Source organism: Fontibacter flavus (assembly GCF_042432905.1).
In the GTDB taxonomy this organism is placed as follows: Bacteria; Bacteroidota; Bacteroidia; order Cytophagales; family Cyclobacteriaceae; genus Fontibacter; species Fontibacter flavus.
This window is the reverse complement of the sequence record NZ_JBHLWI010000032.1, coordinates 1-19,575: the sequence shown is the minus strand read 5'-3', so window position 1 is coordinate 19,575 and position 19,575 is coordinate 1. Positions and strand designations below refer to the sequence as shown.

At 42.0% G+C, this 19,575-nt stretch carries 14 protein-coding genes; 7 read left to right on the top strand and 7 right to left on the bottom strand.

Annotation, left to right across the window (positions count from 1 at the left end):
- Positions 1-52: 52 nt before the first annotated feature.
- The 4 genes from gatC to ACFFIP_RS11610 all read right to left on the bottom strand — a co-directional run bounded on the left by gatC (position 53) and on the right by ACFFIP_RS11610 (position 2,987).
- Positions 53-340: an Asp-tRNA(Asn)/Glu-tRNA(Gln) amidotransferase subunit GatC gene (gene gatC / locus ACFFIP_RS11625; RefSeq protein ID WP_382387820.1), complete on the bottom strand. Its 288-nt coding sequence runs from the start codon at positions 338-340 to the stop codon at positions 53-55.
- The gene (locus ACFFIP_RS11620; RefSeq protein WP_382387819.1) at positions 337-1,101 is read right to left on the bottom strand and encodes a lysophospholipid acyltransferase family protein; all 765 of its coding nucleotides are present in this window, start codon (positions 1,099-1,101) and stop codon (positions 337-339) included. The genes gatC and ACFFIP_RS11620 overlap by 4 nt, the downstream gene beginning before the upstream one ends.
- 1 nt (position 1,102) lies before the next feature.
- Entirely contained in the window at positions 1,103-1,477 is a 375-nt protein-coding gene (locus ACFFIP_RS11615) for a globin domain-containing protein (protein WP_382387818.1), read from the bottom strand.
- Between the two features lie 148 nt (positions 1,478-1,625).
- Complete coding sequence (locus ACFFIP_RS11610) at positions 1,626-2,987, bottom strand: NfeD family protein (RefSeq protein WP_382387817.1); 1,362 nt, start codon at positions 2,985-2,987, stop codon at positions 1,626-1,628.
- Positions 2,988-3,154: 167 nt separating this feature from the next.
- Here ACFFIP_RS11610 and ACFFIP_RS11605 point away from each other — a divergent pair, with 167 nt between their 5' ends.
- The 3 genes from ACFFIP_RS11605 to ACFFIP_RS11595 all read left to right on the top strand — a co-directional run bounded on the left by ACFFIP_RS11605 (position 3,155) and on the right by ACFFIP_RS11595 (position 5,859).
- Positions 3,155-4,336 carry a LysM peptidoglycan-binding domain-containing protein gene (locus ACFFIP_RS11605; RefSeq protein ID WP_382387816.1) on the top strand — a complete coding sequence of 394 codons (1,182 nt, stop codon included), beginning with the start codon at positions 3,155-3,157 and terminating at the stop codon, positions 4,334-4,336.
- Positions 4,337-4,541: 205 nt separating this feature from the next.
- Complete coding sequence (locus ACFFIP_RS11600) at positions 4,542-5,096, top strand: hypothetical protein (RefSeq protein WP_382387815.1); 555 nt, start codon at positions 4,542-4,544, stop codon at positions 5,094-5,096.
- 1 nt (position 5,097) lies between these two features.
- Positions 5,098-5,859 carry a TIGR02757 family protein gene (locus ACFFIP_RS11595; protein WP_382387814.1) on the top strand — a complete coding sequence of 254 codons (762 nt, stop codon included), beginning with the start codon at positions 5,098-5,100 and terminating at the stop codon, positions 5,857-5,859.
- A gap of 118 nt (positions 5,860-5,977) precedes the next feature.
- Here ACFFIP_RS11595 and ACFFIP_RS11590 read toward each other — a convergent pair whose 3' ends face one another.
- From ACFFIP_RS11590 to ACFFIP_RS11580, 3 genes are all read right to left on the bottom strand, one after another.
- The gene (locus tag ACFFIP_RS11590) at positions 5,978-9,157 is read right to left on the bottom strand and encodes a VPS10 domain-containing protein (protein ID WP_382387813.1); all 3,180 of its coding nucleotides are present in this window, start codon (positions 9,155-9,157) and stop codon (positions 5,978-5,980) included.
- Between the two features lie 776 nt (positions 9,158-9,933).
- Positions 9,934-11,031 carry a hypothetical protein gene (locus ACFFIP_RS11585; RefSeq protein ID WP_382387812.1) on the bottom strand — a complete coding sequence of 366 codons (1,098 nt, stop codon included), beginning with the start codon at positions 11,029-11,031 and terminating at the stop codon, positions 9,934-9,936.
- A 731-nt stretch (positions 11,032-11,762) separates the two neighbouring features.
- On the bottom strand, positions 11,763-12,452 hold the full coding sequence (locus tag ACFFIP_RS11580; protein WP_382387811.1) for a hypothetical protein: 690 nt from the start codon (positions 12,450-12,452) through the stop codon (positions 11,763-11,765).
- 251 nt (positions 12,453-12,703) lie between these two features.
- On the opposite strand from ACFFIP_RS11580, the gene ACFFIP_RS11575 reads away from it, so the two are divergent.
- From ACFFIP_RS11575 to cysQ, 4 genes are all read left to right on the top strand, one after another.
- Complete coding sequence (locus tag ACFFIP_RS11575) at positions 12,704-13,699, top strand: mannose-1-phosphate guanylyltransferase (RefSeq protein WP_382387810.1); 996 nt, start codon at positions 12,704-12,706, stop codon at positions 13,697-13,699.
- Positions 13,700-15,109: 1,410 nt separating this feature from the next.
- On the top strand, positions 15,110-16,420 hold the full coding sequence (locus tag ACFFIP_RS11570; RefSeq protein WP_382387809.1) for a nucleotide sugar dehydrogenase: 1,311 nt from the start codon (positions 15,110-15,112) through the stop codon (positions 16,418-16,420).
- A gap of 392 nt (positions 16,421-16,812) precedes the next feature.
- The gene (locus tag ACFFIP_RS11565; protein WP_382387808.1) at positions 16,813-17,157 is read left to right on the top strand and encodes a four helix bundle protein; all 345 of its coding nucleotides are present in this window, start codon (positions 16,813-16,815) and stop codon (positions 17,155-17,157) included.
- A gap of 71 nt (positions 17,158-17,228) precedes the next feature.
- Complete coding sequence (gene cysQ, locus ACFFIP_RS11560) at positions 17,229-17,981, top strand: 3'(2'),5'-bisphosphate nucleotidase CysQ (protein ID WP_382387807.1); 753 nt, start codon at positions 17,229-17,231, stop codon at positions 17,979-17,981.
- Positions 17,982-19,575 lie beyond the last annotated feature (1,594 nt).

Sequence of the window (19,575 nt, the reverse complement as noted above, 5' to 3'; positions counted from 1 at the left end):
GGAAGCGTTTTAAAGATTAAATTTTCAATTTTTTGTACCTGTCTGTTCGGCATTATTCCAGAACCTTAGGTACCCTGAAATAGTCGGAATCCTTTTGAGGCGCATTGAGGAGTCCTTTGTCGTGAGACAGGTGCTCTCCGACCACATCTTCTCTTAGCACATTAACCTCGGAGGACATGGTGGTGATGGGTTCAACACCCTCTGTGTCCACTTCATTGAGTTGCTCTACCCAGTCCAGGATTTGGGTCATATCCTGTTGGATTTTTTCTGCGCCTTTTTCGTCAAACTCCAATCTTCCCAAATGGGCAATTTTTTTTACAGTATTTAAATCTATTTTCATGATGTCTTCAGTTTTGTCTTTTCATGACCGGGTAAATGATTGTCTTCCCAAAGTTGATCCTGAATAATATTGTAGCAGGATTCTCTGAGTGATACAAGGTCTTTGGAAGTCATATTTTTTGTTTCCAAAGGTTCATGAAAGACAATTTTCCCCTTTTTGAAATGTAACAGGAATTTCCCGTCATCCGGCAAAATTAAATGATTATATGATAAGGTGACAGGAATCAGAGGTATTTGTTTATCTATGGCCATGCTAAAAGCGCCATCTTTGAATCGGTTCATGTGGGGTGGTTCACCGGTTGTAATACCTCCCTCTGGGAAAATCACAATACTGCTTCCATTGCTGATGGCTTTTTTTGCTCTTAAAAAAACTTCTGCCCTGCTTTTGACTGATGACCTGTCTACTGCGATATGTAGTTTTTTGAAGTAATAGCCAAAAAGTGGGACTTTTCTAATGGAGCTTTTACCGATGAATACCACATCACCTGGAATCAATCCCATCATGGCGATATCCATATAGGAAAAGTGATTGGCGGCAAATACATAAGGCTGTCCTTTTTTGATATATTGCTTGCCTTCTATGATTACAGGTTTGAATATCAATAAGAAATAGGACTTTGCCCAAAACTGATTGACTTTCCTGCCATATCTTTCCCAGCCCGGAACCCATGCTGCTATCAAAAACATTGGGAACAGGATCAGGAAAGTGATCATAAAGACCAGAAATGCGTAAATGGAATAAATCCTTCTGAACAGGTACATCTTATTGGTTGATCATGTGGTTAGCCACTTTGATAAAATAGCCCATCATGGCTTCCCTGGTATTGGTGTCCAATTCTATTTGATCCATCGCGTGGGACATGCAGTCCAGCCATACATTTCTCATTTTATCATCAATGGCCCATTGAAAATGCCTGCGTCTTAGCATAGGATGGCCTCGCTTTTCCAGATAAGTATGGGGCCCTCCAAAGACATGGATGAGAAATAAAAATAATCTCTCCTCTGCCGGTTCGAGATCTTCTTCGGGATATAGCTTTCGCAGTTCGGGGGTTTGGGACACTTTCTGGTAAAAGTGATGAACCATCTCTTTGATTTTCGCTTCGCCTACTGCTTCGTATATGGAGGTATTGGAATTCATGACACGAAAATAAATTGAAAATTTGAATTGCCTGAAGCATTCGGGAATATTTACGTGAAAGGCAAGGTCAGTCTTGGTTTGATAATAGTATTCGTTTTTTCCAACCACAACACATCTCTTCTCGAGGATGAATTGTAGACGGATTTTTTCAAGAAGATTTTTTTACTTTCAGAGAAGTGCCTTCCGTACTGATAACTTTGATTGCTTCTCCCTTGTCAATAAATTCTCCTCTAGAATAGGCATCATAGATTTCATCTTCAATCAGGACTTTGCCGCTTGGCATCAAGCGGGTATGGGCAATACCTTCTTTTCCCAAAAGGCCATCCTGGTAGGAAGTGGAAGTGTAGCCTTCGTCTCTTCTCTGGGTAGTGGCAAGAGCGATGCTGCTGAAAGCCTTCCATTGGTTTACTTTGGGAGCAAAAAAGAAGATCAATCCAATTGCGGCGATAGCGGCAAGAATAACGGTCAATAAGGCTACAAATAACTCACCGGAGGGTACGAAAGTAAAGTCAAAGGCGTCATTTGGGATCATTCCCAAGGTCAGCCCTGTCAGGATGCCGGCAATCCCTAGGATACCAAACACCCCAAAACCTGGAATCAGAAATATTTCTACCAATAGGAGGATACAGCCGGCTATGAAAACCGCTATTTCCCAGTTTTGGGCAAGGCCGGTGAGGTAATATGGGATGAAATATAAGACAATGGCGGTCAAAGATGCGGCTAAGGGAAAACCTACGCCAGGAGTTTGAATTTCAAAGTAAATACCTGCGAAAATCACCAAAATCAAAAAGCCACTGACAGCCGGATTGAGAAAGAATGCAATGATACTTTCCACATTGGAACTTTCATATTCGAGGATTTCAAAGTTGTCGACTCCCTGTATTTCGATCACTTCAGCTATAGAATTAACCTGTCCTTCGCAGAATCCGTTGGCAATGGCTTCAGAGACAGAAAAAGTGATGACAGAACCTTTTGCGGAAACTCCTTCGACTTCCAGGTTTTCATCCACCATGGCTTCAGCTATTTTGGGGTCTCTTCCTTTTGCTTCAGCAGTACTGCGCATCATCGAGCGCATATAAGATTGGTATTTATCTGGAGCAGCCTCTCCACCTCCTCCCATCACTACTGTGGCAGCACCTATACTTCCTCCTGGGGCCATATAAATACTGTCACAGGCTATAGAAATCAATGCTCCTGCTGATGCTGCATCTTTATTGATCCAAACATGGATTGGTGTTTTTGTTTCCAGAATCATGGTTCTGATATCGTCGGCATCGTTTACAGCCCCACCGTAGGTGTCCATTTCGATGATGATCATGTCAGCGCCTTTATTTTCCGCATCCTCAAGGGCTAATTTCACCCTTCGGTTCATCCGAGGGTCTATATTGTCATCGATTTTAAAAGTGAAAATTTTCTTTTTGCCAGACTCCGGCAAAGTGTCATTTTGTGAAAATGCCTGTATAGAGATCAAAAAGAATGTTAAAATCCAATAAAATCCTGTGTACTTCATGATGAATCGGTTAAGTTTTTGAATATACCAATATTCCTGAATATCCAAATTGTAAATTCCATCGTTAAGAAAGCTAAAGCAAATAAGAATAGCCCCATTGCTCTAGTCTTTGCTTGCAATTGATAAAATTAATCTGAAATTTGTGCATTAAAATTAGCGGAAAGTTTATGAAGAATTTGATTGTATTTTGTTTTGGGCTCATGTTGATATGGAATGCCAATGCCGCGGAATTGACACCATTGGATTCCATTGGGATAGAAAAAGTAGGAGACAAAACCTTCATTATTCACCAGGTAGATCAGGGAGAAACTCTTTTTGGTATATCCCGAAGATATCAGGTGGCTATCAGTGATATTCTTCAGAGTAATGAACAATTACAGGATGGGTTGAAGATGGGTCAGAGAATCCGTGTGCCGTATATCACGAAAGCAGCCATTCCTGAGGGTTCTCAGCTGCATAAAGTTGCTCAGGGTGAAACTTTGTTTTCCATTTCCAGGCAATATGGAGTGACAGTTGGGGATATCATGAAATGGAACAACCTGCAAGGTAATGACCTGAGTGTCGGGCAGGCATTGGTGATTCAGAAAGCTGCAGCTGCTCCAGTAGTGGAGAAAAAAGAGGAAGTAGCCAAACCTGTGCAACAGCCTGTAGCCGCAGCCACTGAAAAAGTGGAGGAAGCTAAGAAAAAAGCAGAGACGGAAAAGCCTGTAGCAAAAGCAAGGGAAGAAGATAAAGCAGTGTCTGCTCCAGCGGTATCTACGCCGTCTGCTTCAGCAAGCGGAAGTGTTAACACAAGTGGTCTGCCTGGAGATTGGATTACCCATACTGTAGCACAGGGGGAAACCTTGTTTGCCATAGCCCAAAAATACGATGCAAAAGTAGAAGACCTGATCAAATGGAACGCCTTGTCATCCAATAACCTGAGTTTAGGACAAAACCTGAAAGTGGGAAGGGAAAAGGCTGATGCTGAAAAAGTTCCTGTTGTCACTGCTTCCGTTCCTGTGGTGATAAACAATGAAAGAACTGAAGGAAGATTGACTACCTCCAATCCAGAAGTCTCTACTGACAATAGCAATACAGCTTACAAAAATATCAAGGAAACAGGTTTGGCGGAAGTAATAGAAGGAACTGGTAATCATAAGAAATACTTAGTACTGCACAGAAATGCACCAGTGGGCACTATCATGAGGGTTAGGAATGAAGAAAATGATATCACCATCTTTGCCAGGGTGGTAGGGAAGTTGCCGGAAACAGGCGATAACAGCCGTTTGGTGATCAAACTTTCCAAAGCGGCATTTGACCAACTTAGGGCGGTGAATGCGAGATTCCCTGTTGAGATTTCGTATTAATTGCCAATTATCAATTACCAATTACCAAATTCCAAAACTCAAAGCTCAAGCTTCAAAATCCAAAACCCAAATTTTGAAATAGCGAAATGCCGTTGGAAAGTATTTAAAACAGTTTGACCGGTGAGTTACGATGGGATGTTGTATCTGGCTAATTTTGCGAAAGAGGAGATAAGACTGTACCTTTGTGGCAGTTTAGAATACCTTCATGAATAAATTCCAACTGATATTTCACCACATCTTCAGGTTTATCTGGAATGCCATTTTCATCATTTCTTATCCAGTGCTTGCGACATTCGGGATGTTATTTGTGGGAATGACCTATGTTTTTTCTGCACTTTCCCGATTTTTTACACAGCTCAAGCCGGGTGAGAGGAAGCCGATTGTACAGAAATCAGACTGGGAAGAGTTGCCAAATACCAATGGTCTGTTGGAAGCCAAGGTTTTCAAACAGATCATGTTTGGCCCCACTTGCTATCAGATTAGGAGAAAAGATGGTGTTCCTTCTGTATTGGAGGATTTTTATTTTGGAGGAAAGATCAAGTTTTTAGAGGAAGGTTTATTGTTGGAAAAATGGAATGCCACGGATTCCAAGGATCTTCCAGATTTTGATATTTGTTTGTATGATTCGGACAGTGACAAAATCACTTCTTTGACCACGATCAAATGTTTTGATTGGCACCTTTCAGAGCGTCAGGGCAATAATCTGATGTTCAAATGGTTTGATGGGATTCAGGGGGGAGAAGTAAAGGTGGCGATCTGAGATGGAGTTAAAAGAATTTTTAGATCAGAAAGTTGCCGAGTATAACCAACCTGATTTTATCACGCTCGATCCTATTTCCATACCCCATAGATTTTCCAAAAAGCAGGACATTGAAATTGCCGGTTTTATAGCCGCCACCTTGGCTTGGGGACAGCGGAAAACCATCATTAACAAGTGTTTGGAGCTATTGGCCATGATGGACAATGCGCCACATGATTTTGTGCTGAATCATCAAGAGGAGGATTTGAGGCCTTTTTTGAATTTCAAGCACCGGACGTTTAACGATATTGATACACTGTATTTCATTGCATTCTTCAGGTGGTTTTATCAAAACTATGAGAGTTTGGAGGAGGCTTTCACCATAGGATGGACTGAGGAAGTGGATGTGATGGAAAGGCTTTTGATCAACTTTCACGATTTCTTTTTTCAATTGCCCGATGCGCCTCAGAGGACTAGAAAGCATGTGGCGACGCCCAAGAGGAAGGCTGCCTGTAAGCGGATCAATATGTTTTTGCGCTGGATGGTGCGGGAGGATGATAAAGGTGTTGATTTTGGTATATGGAAAACCATCAAACCGTATCAGTTGATCTGTCCCTGTGACCTGCATGTGGATAGGGTGGGGAGGAAGCTGGGATTGATCAGTAGGAAGCAGACGGACTGGCAGACGGCAGTAGAGTTGACCGAGAGGTTACGAATCTTTGATCCTCAGGACCCTGTGAAGTATGACTTTGCGCTTTTTGGTATGGGGATTCTGGAGCCTTGATGTATCGATGGGATATCACGCCCCTTCGGGCCTGGACTAGTAAGGTATTCATTCCATTAGAGTAGGTTAGACATAATAACAAAAAAGCCCCGAAACCGGGGCTTTTTTGTTGGGCTTATTATTTATCCAGGACTTGGAAGATATCTATCTTCGTAGCCTTGGCTTTTTCTTCGAAAGGTTTCCAGTCATTTTCGAAGAATGCACTATACACCTTCATCGCTTCTTCAGCACTTTGTTTGGCATGTTGCATCAACCTTTGTTCAGTTGCTCCAGGTGCTCCATAAGAGGAGTTGGCATAACTTCTAGGAGCAAAGAGTCTGCTCATTGTGGTTGGATATAGATTTCTCACAATACCTTGTCCTTCTCTTGTTGGACCATAGAATGCTTCTCTTGTGCTATCTATTTTCTTTTTGGTATCATTGGCCAATTTCACCAATTCTTTCACTTCCGTATCTTCGATACCTCTGGCATAGGCCAATAATTTATCGATGGTGTTTTTAGCTTCATCCAACTGTCTAGTGGCCTTCATCACATCAGCACTCAAGACTTCCACTTCTTTGATGAAGGTCTCTCTTGCCTGAAGATCCGCCAAAGCAGGGTTGATTCTTGGATCAGCATGCACTTTGATGCTGGTTTCGGAAGAAGCATCCGCATATTCAAATACTACTTTATAAGTTCCTGGCAAAGCAGCGCCGCCACTAGGTTCGAAGAAACCTCTGGCTCTTGATCCACCACCGGCTCCACCTCTGCCCATTGGGGTGTCCACTGAGGACTTACGATCAAGATTCCAGATTACCTGATTGACACCCTGTTGAGGTACCGTCTTGATGGTTCTGATTTTTTCACCTGCTGCATTGATAATGGAAACGGTCACGGTATCCAATTTTTCCTTACCAGCATCATTAAGGATAAAATGCAGTCTACCGCCAAAAGCCCTGTTTTCAGCAGTATACTTAGCACTTGCTGCAAACCGCTCACCGTGCGGTTGGTTGATTTCTGCCTGATAGGCATCAGAAGGTTCTACAGCTGTAATTTTTGCTGCAGGTGCTTTGCCTTGGTTTTTGGCATATACCCTCAATGGTCTGATATCATCTAACACATAAATAGAACGGCCAAAGGTACCGATGACCAAATCCGCTTCTCTTTCCTGAATTACCATGTCATAAGTTGACACTGCATTTGGATAGCCATGTCTCCATTGGTTCCAGGTTTTTGCATTGTCAAAGCTGACATACAATCCAAACTCAGTTCCCAAGAAAACGAGGTTTGGCTCTACTGGGTCTTGGATAACAGACAGGGTATAACCCCATACTTTGCTGTCATCTGCAATTCTTTCGTAAGTACTGCCATAATTTTTGGTTCTGTACGCATAGGCAGAGAAATCATTGTTACGGTAGTTGTTGGCGACAATCCAGGCTTCACCTGCATCGTATTTGGAGGCTTGGATTTGTGGAATCCAGCTGCCCTTTGGCAATCCGGTCAATTTGGCTGCGGTATTTGTCCAGGTTTTACCGCCATCACGTGTTACCTGCACATTGCCATCATCCGTACCCACCCAGATCACATTTGGATCAATCGGGCTAGGTGCAATGGCGATGATAGTGGTGTGGTTTTCCGCTCCTGTGATGTCAAAGGTTAAGCCACCAGTTTCCTGTTGCTTTTGTTTTTCAGGATCATTAGTAGTCAAATCCGGAGAAATGATTTCCCAGGTTTCACCACGGTCAGTACTCTTGTGCAAAAATTGGCTACCATAATAGATGGTTGCAGAATTATGTGGAGAAAGGGCAATAGCAGCGTTCCAGTTGAATCTTAGGAAAACATCCTTATCTGGATGGGTAGGTCTGATGGTTCTCTTATGTCCTGTTTCTTTGTCAAATCTCGCCACGTTACCTCCTTGAGACATGGCATAGCCATATCTGGAGTTGTCCGGATCTGACACCACATCGAATCCATCACCGAACATGATTTCCTGCCAGTAGGTGTTGCGGATACCGTCTCTTCTCCATACGTAGGATGGACCAACCCAGCTACCGTTGTCCTGAAGACCTCCATAAATATTGTAAGGCACTTCATTGTCGACGTTGATATGGTACCACTGGCCAACTGGGATGTTTTCTGCAAAAAACCAGGTTTTGCCACCGTCTCTAGTGATGTTCAGCCCACCATCGTTACCATCAATCATAAAATTTGGATCATTCGGATTGATGTACCAAGCATGGTGGTCAGGGTGTACACCTTCATAAGAGAGGAGCTGCGAAAAAGAACGTCCACCATCTTCACTCATACCCACTCTGGAATAGAGGGTGTAAATTCTGTCTGCGTTTTTAGGATCTGCGTAGATTTCAAAATAATAGAATGGACGGTCACCGATTTCACCTTTGTCATTGACCATTTTGAAATTGTCTCCGCCATCTTCCGATACATAAAGGGCATTTTTGGAAGATTCTACCAAAGCATAGATTTTGTTGGAATTGGATTTTGACATGGCTAATCCCATTCTGCCCAAGTCTCCTTTTGGCAGACCGTTTTTGTCATCCAGTTTTTTCCAGTTGTCACCACCGTCAATGGTCACATACAGACCTGAAGAAGGTCCACCTGATTTGAAGAACCAAGGGTATCTTCTGTGTTCCCACATATTGACAAAGATCTTGTTGGGATTGTTGGGATCCATGATCATTTCCCCAACACCCGTCTTAGCGTCTATATAAAGGATTTTTTTCCAGGTTTTACCGCCATCTGTGGTTTTGTAAACACCTCTTTCCTCTTGTTCGCCCCATGGGGAGCCAATAGCCCCTACAAAAACGGTATTTGGGTCGTCTGGATGGACGATGATTCGGTGTATGGCTTTGGTTTTTTCCAAGCCCATCATTTGCCAGGTTTTACCGGCATCTAGTGAGCGGTAAACCCCATAACCCATATTCAGGGAGTTTCTTGGATTGCCTTCACCTGTACCTACCCAGATAATGTTTGGGTTTTTCTGGTAAATCGAGATGGCACCGATAGAATGCACTTTTTCTTCGTCGAAAATCGGATCCCAGGTAATGCCTCCGGAAGTGGATTTCCATAGGCCTCCTGAAGCCGAGCCTGCATAAATGATATTCGGGTTTTCATGGACTGCATCTATGGCAGTGATACGGCCGCTCATGGCGGCAGGGCCCACATTTCGAGTTTTCATGGCCTTGAACTGGCTCATGTCCACCTGTTGGGCGAAAAGGTTTTGCTGTGGAAGGATGAATGCCAGGAGCATTATCAGACCAAGCCAGCCTATTTGGGCAAATTTTGTATATGTTTTGATCATCGTTTAGGATGGTTTTTGAATAATTAATACTCAAATAAGTGTATAAAAACCAATGAAAACAAGCTTTTGATATGGAGGGGGATTTAGGTTGATGAATGGAAAGGGGTGGGTTGAAAGGTGGATTTCGAAAGTCGGATTTCGGAAAATAGGAGCTTGGTGAGTTTGGGAGCTTGGTTCGGTAGGAGAAGTGTTTTTTAAACCGCGAATTACACGAATTGCACTAATTAATTTTTCCTGGAATTAGGCAGCGGTGAATGTGTAAAGCTATTTTTACATCATTGCTTCTTAGGTATATGAATTTTGCGCGAAGCTTATGAATTTGCACGAATTCTTGTGTTGATTGAGATTACGTTTTTGGTTATGGCAAGGAATTCATTGACCACTAAGGTCACTAAGGTCACTAAGGCCACGAAGAATCACAAAGCATCACAAAGGGAAAAGGAGGAAAGGGGAAGTTTTTTAAGTAATTTTGGCGACATAGAACCGAGAATTAAATTGAAATAAAAACCACAAATTTCATTAATTATTATATTCTAAATTTTGGCTGCTGGGGGGATTTTGATGCCTTTTTCTGATCAATGCATCACAAGGGAATGAATTATGCGTGAGGCTTGCGAATTAACAGGAATTCTTGTGCGGATTGAGATTACGTGAGTCCGGCTTCTAGAGAAGTAGGATATCTATAATTTCCATTCACTTCGGGATATTGGTAAAAAAAAATACCTGACTGGGAAACTGTTTCCCAATCAGGTATTGAATGGAAAGCTGATCAAGTTTTATTTAATCTTGTCTATAAAATTGGCAAGAGGTTTGGTGACAGCGCCGCCTTGACCTGAACGGATCAAGGTGATCAGAACCTTGTCGCCTACTTTGTTCATGGAAGAAATTGATCCTTCCATTCCCTGACTGTTCAGCAATTCTGCTTTCACAGAGTTCGCTGCCAAAGTTATCAAAAAGATGTTTTTACCGGAATATCCGATGATCTGATTGTCTACAACAGAATACCCTGCACTAAGTGTCTCCAAGCTTAAGTCAAACTCCCCAATAGCTCTTCTATTACCTCCATTGATGTCGGCATTCGTCACCGTAACTTTTCCTGAATCTCTGTTTTCTGAGAAGAAATAGATCTGATTTTCACGCTCAACACCACGTAAAGCTGTATTGCCAATTAATTCCAGATCACCATTATGGTTGATTTTATAGGTACTGCCTTCTATCACTACCATAAAGAAATTCCTCATGGAGCGAATACTAGTGGTTTCCACATAATAATCACGTAATTGTTCTTTGATCAATTTGTGTTCACGGACAACTACCTTACCTTCTTCCAGTCCGATTTTTAATAATAGGTAGTTTGGATTACTGGTCGCCAAACCATTGACGATAGTTCTGTAAGGAACCAATACTGTAGTACCTGCCGGGTCCATACCCATTACATCACCTTGCCAAAAAGGAATGTCCTCAAATGTGGAAAAATTAGGATCGAACGTCTTTAGGTCAAGAACTGTGGCATTATCCCGGTTGACTGCATTGATAGGGAATAAAAAAACTTCTGTTTCTGAACGGGATATAAATATATCTTGTGATAGGGGAAGTCTGTATCTGCCGAGCCTTGTCAGGAAATTCACGATACTCTGAGGATTGCTCACGGCATCTAATTGTACATCAAAGAACAGATTGTTTCTGCCAAGAATAGTCAGTTTGTCGTTAATCACCTGACTATTGTAAACGTCACCGGTCAGGTTTTCGACTTTTGCCCAAGGAACAGACGTTACTGGGTTTTCATCTTTGGGCTCATCATCGTCAGAGCAGGCCATGAAAACCAAAGAAGCCAATAGAGGGAAGATAAACCTCATTATATATAGCTTTTTCATATGGATTAGAGTTAAAGTAACAAAATTAGGTATGGATGAAGATGGTAGATTTTTGGTTAAAAATCTTCACTTCACCTCTGCTTATAGTAAACATCATGACTATTTTTTTTATCCCCAAGAGATTTTTGAATTATTTTTTCTGACTTTGCATTTTAGTGGATAATTTATGTATTACGAGTCATTTATGTTTTGAAGAGTTGGGTTTTCGGATTTTGAAGTGCGGATTTCAGTAAAGAGTAAGAGCCAAGACAAAAAGTAAAAGTAAAAAGGTTGGAGTGTTGAAAAGTTTGGGAGATGGGTTCTGCGGGAGAAGGATTTTTTAACCACTAATTTCACTGATTTTTATAATCTAGATTTTGGCGGCTGGGGGTTTTTGATGTCATTTCCTGATCAAGGCATCATAGGAAAATGAATTAGGCGCAAGGTTTTGGAATTGATGCGAATTCTTGAACTGATGGAGAATAGAGAAGTCCAGCTTCTGGAGAAGCAGGACAACTTTGTCTATCTTAAGAGAAGGCTGGAATAATCCCAGCGGGATTGCCTAACAGTAGGGTTGGAATGCCCAGCCCGTCACCAGAGCAGAGAATGATATGGTTTGGTCTATCATAAGGATTAAAAAAATCAAAAAACAGCAGTCTCGTGACTGCTGTTTTCTGTTCCGTATTCTTGCAGAACAACTTTGGAGTGATCGCAACTTTTACTTGTTAAGCAACTGTATTTTTTTGGTTTAATTAGAAATAACGGTGTAATACCACGTTGAATTGTCCCATATGGTCATTCCTGTTATTGTGGCCAATATTTCCATCCAAATCATCCGCAAAGGTTTTGAAGAAAGTGGCTTCAAGTCCGATATTAAATAAGTCACCGATGACATAAGTCACCCCCGCACGGATTGGGAGGTAGGAAGTCACGGTACTGACCCTATTGCTGTTTTCACTATCGGGGTTTTGGTTACGGTTGATGTAAAGTGCACCGAAACCAATTCCACCATAGGCATTGAATTTTGGTCTACTGGTGATATGGTCTTGAGGGAACAACAAAAATTGTGGCATGATGTCAAAATACATAGCAGAACCCTTATAGGAAGCTGTTTGGTTTCTAGATGCCCAGTTTTCAAGAGTTCCGGGATTAAATCCGTCCCAGCTACCTACTCTTTGCAGACCTGTGCTGAAGCGAATCCCCATCCATTTGACCAAACTTTTGGTATAGGCCAATGAAAAGTTAGGCCTGACGGGAAAGGTCATACTGGGGTAGTCTCCCCCATTGTCTGCATAGATGAATGATGGTCCCACGCCTAAACTTACTTGATGGGTTTTGTCAGTTGCCTGCTTTTGAAAATTTTGAGCGGTAACCAGATTGCCTGAACATAGGGCAATACAGAAAAAGAGAGTAGTGATCAGTTTAATAGAAGTTAACTTCATAATCCTATTTTGTTGATGAAATAATCAATAAGGAGGCATCAGAAAAAAGAATGCCTGAATAAAATAATGATTTGTATAAACTAGGGCGATTAAATGCAGTCAATTGTAAACAATTTGATTGCAGAGTAAATCTAAAATAAAAATTTTAATTTCAAATTATCATCAACAAAGTTTGATAAATCTTATCTAGTTTGCCGGTCTCTTCCTCTATTCCCTTAAATTCGTAAATTGATTCTTTGTATAAATAGATTATGTCCATCATAAACGTTATTCTTAGTGGCGGGGTCGGTTCCCGTCTTTGGCCTTTATCCAGGAAAAGCAGACCTAAGCAGTACCTGCCTATTTTTGAGGGGGAGACTTTGTTCCAAAAGACGGTGCGGAGAAACCAGTCTTTTTGTCAAGAGATTTTGATTGTCGGCAACAAAGACAATTACTTGTTATCCAGAAAAGACCTCAATAAAGCAGGGGTTGCCCATTATAGAGAAATTATTGAGGCCTGCCCACGTAATACCGCAGCAGCTATAGCATTTGCAGCTTTCTCAGGGGATCCAAGAGACATCTTGTTTGTAACCCCTTCCGATCACCTCATTCAGCCTGGTAAAGCCTACTCAGAAGCAGTGAATCGGGCCATCCAATTGGCGGTGGAAGGCCATGTGGTGACCTTTGGTCTGACACCAAAGAGTCCGGAAACAGGTTTTGGCTATATTGAAGCGAATGGGGAAGAGGTAGTGAGTTTCAGGGAAAAACCGGATCGTCCAACCGCCGAAGTTTTTGTAAAAAGTGGTGATTTTTTCTGGAATTCAGGAATGTTCTGTTCTAGGGCAGAAGTTTTTCTTCATGAACTGGCCAAGTATGAGCCTGAGGTGTATGAAAAATCATTAGAAGCTTTCAATAGCTTGGAGGGAGCGTTTCTGAGCGAAGAACTTTCATTAGCTATACCTTCCATTTCCGTGGATTATGCGGTGATGGAAAGGACGGATAAGATCAAGATGGTTTCTGCTGCCTTTGATTGGTCCGACATGGGCTCTTTTGAATCCATCTATCAATACCTCAGTGAACAAGGCTATCCCAAAGACGATTTGGGCAATATGGTAATCGGCACAGACCTGCATACGGAGTTTACCGGTTTGACGAACACGATCCTGATCCATACGGAAGATGCCATTTTGGTTTTGCAGAAGGAAAATGCCCAGGAAGTGAAGCAGATTTATGAGCGGTTGGAGAGGGAGAAACCTGGGCTGGTTTGATTTTTAATGTAGAGTGATGAATGAAAAATGAAGAATTTCGAATTTTGAAAGGCGGATTTCGGGAAAGAGTAAGAGCCAAGGCAAAAGGTAAATTAAAAAGGTTGGAGTATTGAAAAGTTTGGGAGATGGGTTCTGCGGGAGAAGGATTTTAAACCACTAATTACACAAATTATTCTAATCTAGAATTTAGCTTTTGGGGGATTTTGATGCTATTTTCTGATCAATGCATCATAAGGAAATGAATTTTGCGCGAAGCTTGCGAATTGACACGAATTCTTGAACTGAAGGGGATTACCTTTTTGGTGAGGACAAGGAATTTATTTACCACAAAGGACCACAAAGGACCACAAAGGATCACAACTTGTCCCGTGAAACGGGAAAGTTTCACAAAGAAAATTGAAAGGATGGGGAGGTTTTTCTAGGTAATACTGGCGTTTGAATTAGGAATAGACGAAACAAGGGCGCTAAGCAGCTGGTGCTGGTATTCTTAATACAATATTGGAAATTGAGTCCAACCACGAAGTGGTTAAACTTTTCAATAGCCCTGGGTGAGGGGTACCGAAACCCAGGGTAAAAATGTATAGACCGTCCCCAGAGCCGGGGCTGTAATCTTATACGGAAAATGGTCTGAATACGCCGGCGAAACGGAACCGCGAATTGATGGAAAATTTAACCGCGAATTGCACGAATTACTCGAATATTTAATTTTTTGGATTTGAGGGAAAAATCTGGAGGAAATGTTTAACCTGGTCAAAGGCTTCCTAGGTAAATGAATTTTGAGCGAGGCTTGCGGATTGACACGAATTCTTGATTTGATTAGGGTTACGTTTTAGTAAGGGCAAGTGAATTAGAAATAGCCCTGAATAGCCTGTCCCGAAAGTCGGGAGGCGACATGTGATAGTCCAGGGTGAAGGGAGGAACGACCAAAACCCTGGGTTAATAGTGATTTGCCCGTCCCCGAGCCTGCCTCCTAAAGGGAGGCAGGCGCAAGATTCCGATACGGAAAATGGTCCACATACGCCGGCGAAATGGAACCGCGAATTGATGGAAAAGTTAACCACAAATTGCACGAATTACTCGAATATTTAATTTTTTGGATTTGAGGGAAAATCTAGAGGAAATGTGTTTCCAGGTCTATTGCTTATTAGGTAAATGAATTAGGCGCGAGGCTTGCGAATTGACACGAATTCTTGCGCTGATTGAGATTCTGTGAGTCCTGCTTCTGGAGAAGCAGGACAATAAGTTCTTTCATCAATACACGGAAACACAAACGCTATCAAAAAAAATCCATCTAAATTAATCCTTCCTTCAATATTCCTTATTCTTAAATCACAATAACTTATACTCAATCCTTATATTTACGCCGAAATTTCAAACTAAACATATTTCCATTTTTACACTGATTAAAAAATGCTGACTCCATTACAAGATTCCAAAATCGCCATTATTGGTTTGGGCTATGTAGGCCTGCCTTTGGCGGTAGCATTCGCAGAAAAATTCAAAACCGTTGGTTACGATATTGACCCGAAAAGGGTGGATGAACTCCAGAAAGGCACAGACCGTACCTTAGAAGTAGAGGACGAACTTTTACAGTCTGTACTGATTTCCAATGCCATTGCACTGGATGAAAAAGGCAAAGGCTTGCTGGTTACCGATGCAGTCTCCGCCATCTCCAACTGTAATATCTTTGTAGTAACCGTTCCTACCCCTACGGATAAACACAACCGGCCTGTGCTCACTCCCATGATCAAGGCCTCCGAAACCATCGGTAAAATCCTGAAAAAAGGGGATGTGGTCATTTATGAATCCACCGTTTATCCAGGTGTGACGGAAGAGGAGTGCGTGCCTGTATTGGAAAAGGTTTCCGGACTGAAATTCAACGAGGACTTTTTCGCAGGTTATTCTCCTGAGCGTATCAATCCAGGGGACAAAGAACATACCGTAACCAAAATCCTGAAGGTAACTTCCGGTTCCACGCCTGAAGTAGCGGAATATGTGGATCAACTCTACAAAGCCGTGATCGTGGCTGGAACCCATAAAGCTTCTTCCATCAAAGTTGCCGAAGCGGCCAAGGTGATCGAAAACTCCCAAAGGGACATCAACATTGCCTTTGTGAATGAACTGTCCAAAATCTTCAATTTGCTAGGGATAGACACCCATGAGGTATTGGCGGCTGCAGGTACCAAGTGGAACTTTCTACCTTTCAAACCGGGATTGGTAGGTGGTCACTGTATCGGAGTAGATCCTTATTACCTGGCCCAAAAAGCACAGGAAGTGGGGTATCATCCCGAGATCATTCTTGCCGGGAGAAGACTGAATGATTCCATGGGCCGACATGTGGCCACCGAACTCATCAAACACATGATGCGCAAGGACCTGAAGGTGATCGATTCCAAAGTCCTGATTTTGGGTATTACTTTTAAAGAAAACTGTCCCGATATCCGCAATACCCGAGTGATCGACATTTACCATGAGTTGAAGTCCTTCGATATGGATGTGGATGTGTATGACCCTTGGGCCTCTCCGGAGGAAGTGATGCATGAATATGGCATTGGAATTCTGAACGGCGATCATCCTTTGGATCTTGGAGCCTATTCAGGTGTTATACTTGCTGTATCCCATGACAAATTCAAGGGCATGGAAATTCAGAAATCTGATAGCTGTGTGGTGTATGATGTGAAAGGGTTCCTGTCGAAGGAGGCTGTGGATGCGAGGTTGTAATTCTTAAGAGCCAAGGCAAAAGGAAAAAGGACCAAGTAGGGTTAATTTTATAAGAGCCAAGGCAAAAGTAAAAAGAACCAAGTAGGGTTAATTTTATAAGAGCCAAGGCAAAAGGAAAAAGGACCAAGTAGGTTAATTTTATAAGAGCCAAGGCAAAAGTAAAAAGAACCAAGTGGGGTTAATTTTATAAGAGCCAAGGCAAAAGTAAAAAGGACCAAGTAGGGTTAATTTATAAGAGCCAAGGCAAAAGTAAAAAGGACCAAGTAGGGTTAATTTATAAGAGCCAAGGCAAAAGTAAAAAGGACCAAGTAGGTTAATTTTATAAGAGCCAAGTAAAAAGTAAAAGGGCAAAAGTGAGTGACCAATTCAAAAGTAAAAAATAAGATGAATAAATGAGAGAGAATGATTTGCTGGAAAGGACTTTTAATTTCGGTGTAAGATGTTTGAAGCTATTAAGAGATTTGCCTCATTCTTCTGAATTTCAAATCATTAAATTTCAATTAGGAAAATCTTCGACTTCAGTTGGCGCTAACTATGAGGAAGCGCAAGCAGGATCATCAAAAGCAGATTTTAAAAATAAAGTTAGAATTGCTTTAAAAGAAGCTCGAGAATCCAATTATTGGCTCAGAGTATTAAAAGCTTTGGAAGATAATCCAAATGAAGAACTGGAATTCTTGGTTACTGAAAGCAAAGAGCTGAAAAATATCTTGGCTAGTATTCTCAAAAAAATGGATTAGTAATTAAATGGAGGAGTCGGACACTTTTTACTTTTGCCTTTTTCCTTGGCTCTTTACAATATTTAAATTTGATGAACCTCGAACTTCTCAGCTCCCTCGCTCAATCCACAGCCCTGCAAGCAGGGAAGGCCATCCTTTCTGTGTACCAATCCTTCGATCAGGGAGTGGAATATAAGAAAGATGACTCTCCGCTGACCAAAGCAGACTTGGCTGCACATGAGGTCATTGTAAATGGCTTACTGGAAACGGGTATCACTATCCTTTCTGAAGAAGGTGCTGAAATCCCTTACGAAATCCGAAAAAACTGGGACTATTACTGGCTGGTAGATCCGCTGGACGGCACGAAGGAGTTTATCAAAAAGAACGGGGAATTCACCGTCAATATCGCCCTCATCCATCAGCAGCAGGCCATTCTTGGAGTGGTGTATGCACCTGTTTTGGATTGGTTGTACTGGGGTAGCGGGGAAGAAGGAGCATGGAAACAGGAAGGAAAGCAAGAACCCATTCGATTACAGAATTCAGCTTTACAAGAAATCACTACCATTGTTGCCAGCCGTTCCCATCTGAGTGAGGAAACCCAAAAGTTTATAGATCAATATCCAGGCGCGAAGACCATCAGCATGGGTTCGAGTTTGAAGTTTATGCTGGTAGTAGAGAACAAAGCCCAGCTTTATCCCCGCTTTGCGCCCACCATGGAGTGGGACACTGCTGCTGCGCAGGCCATTGTGGAGGCTGCAGGCAGGCAGGTGTTGACCTATCCGGATTTGAAACCGATGCGGTATAATCGGGAGGAGATGCGGAATGGGTGGTTTGTGGTGAAATAAAGGCAAAGTAATTGTTGTCGGGTTATCAAGTTGTCGTGGTTGGAGTTTAGAAGGTTTTAAGAGGCAAAGCATAAGGAGGGGAGGAGTAATGTAGAATGATTGAAGAGCCAAGGCAAAAGGTAAAAGGCAAAAGGGTTGAGAATGTTGAATTAAGAATGAAAAATGAAGAATTTCGGATTTCGAAAAGGGGATTTCAGGAAAGAGTAAGAGCCAAGGCAAAAGGTAAAAGGGTTGAGGATGTTGAATTAAGAATGAAAAATTAAGAATTTCGGATTTTGAAAGGGGGATTTCGGGAAAGAGTAAGAGCCAAGGCAAAAGGAGAAAGTAAAAAGGTTGGAGTTTTGAAAAGTTTGGGAGATGGGTTCGGTAGGAGAAGGATTTTTTAACCGCGAATTACGCAAATTGTATTAATTATAATCTCGATTTTGGCAACTTGGAGATTTTGATGCCATTTTTTGATCAATGCATCACAAGGAAATGAATTTTGCGCTAGGCTTGCGGATTGACACGAATTCTTGTGCGGATTGAGATTACGGGAGTCCAGCTTCTGGAGAAGCAGGACAACGGGCAAATTGATGGAAAATTTAACCACAAATTGCACGAATTACTCGAATATTTAAATTTTTGGATTTGGGGGAAAATCTGGAGGAAATGTGTTACCAGGTCTATTGCTTCTTAGGTAAATGAATTATGCGCGAAGCTTGCGAATTGCCACGAATTCTTGTGCGGATTGAGATTACGGCTATTCGGCTTCTGGAGAAGCAGGACAACGGGCAAATTGATGGAAAATTTAACCGCGAATTGCACGAATTACTCGAATATTTAATTTTTTGGATTTGAGGGGAAAATCTGGAGGAAAGGTCTAATCTGGTCTAAGGCTTCTTAGGTAAATGAATTATGCGCGAGGCTTGCGAATTGACACGAACTCTTGTTCTGAAGGGGATTACGTTTTTGTTGAGGACAAGGAATTTATTTACCACAAAGGACCACAAAGGACCACAAAGGATCACAAAGTTTTACAAAGAAAATTGAAAGGATGGGGAGGTTTTTCAAGGTAATACTGGCGTTTGAATTAGGAATAGACGAAACAAGGGCGCTAAGCAGCTGGCGCTGGTATTCTTAATACAATATTGGAAATTGAGTCCAACCACGAAGTGGTTAAACTTTTCAATAGCCCTGGGTGAGGGGTACCGAAACCCAGGGTAAAAATGTATAGACCATCCCCAGAGCCGGCGCTGTAGTCTTATGCGGAAAATTGTCTGGATACGCCGGCGAAATGGAACCGCGAATTGATGGAAAATTTAACCACGAATTGCACGAATTACTCGAATATTTAATTTTTTGGATTTGAGGGGAAAATCTGGAGGAAATGTGTTTCCAGGTCTATTGCTTCTTAGGTAAATGAATTATGCGCGAAGCTTGCGAATTGCCACGAATTCTTGTGCGGATTGAGATTACGGGAGTCCATCTTCTGGAGAAGCAGGACAACGGGCAAATAGAAAAATAATGGTTAGATCAATAGACTTCTCGCTTCACTACCATTGACAGATAAGAGTAACCGTCATTCTGAGCGAGGAACGAGCGAAGAATCTCC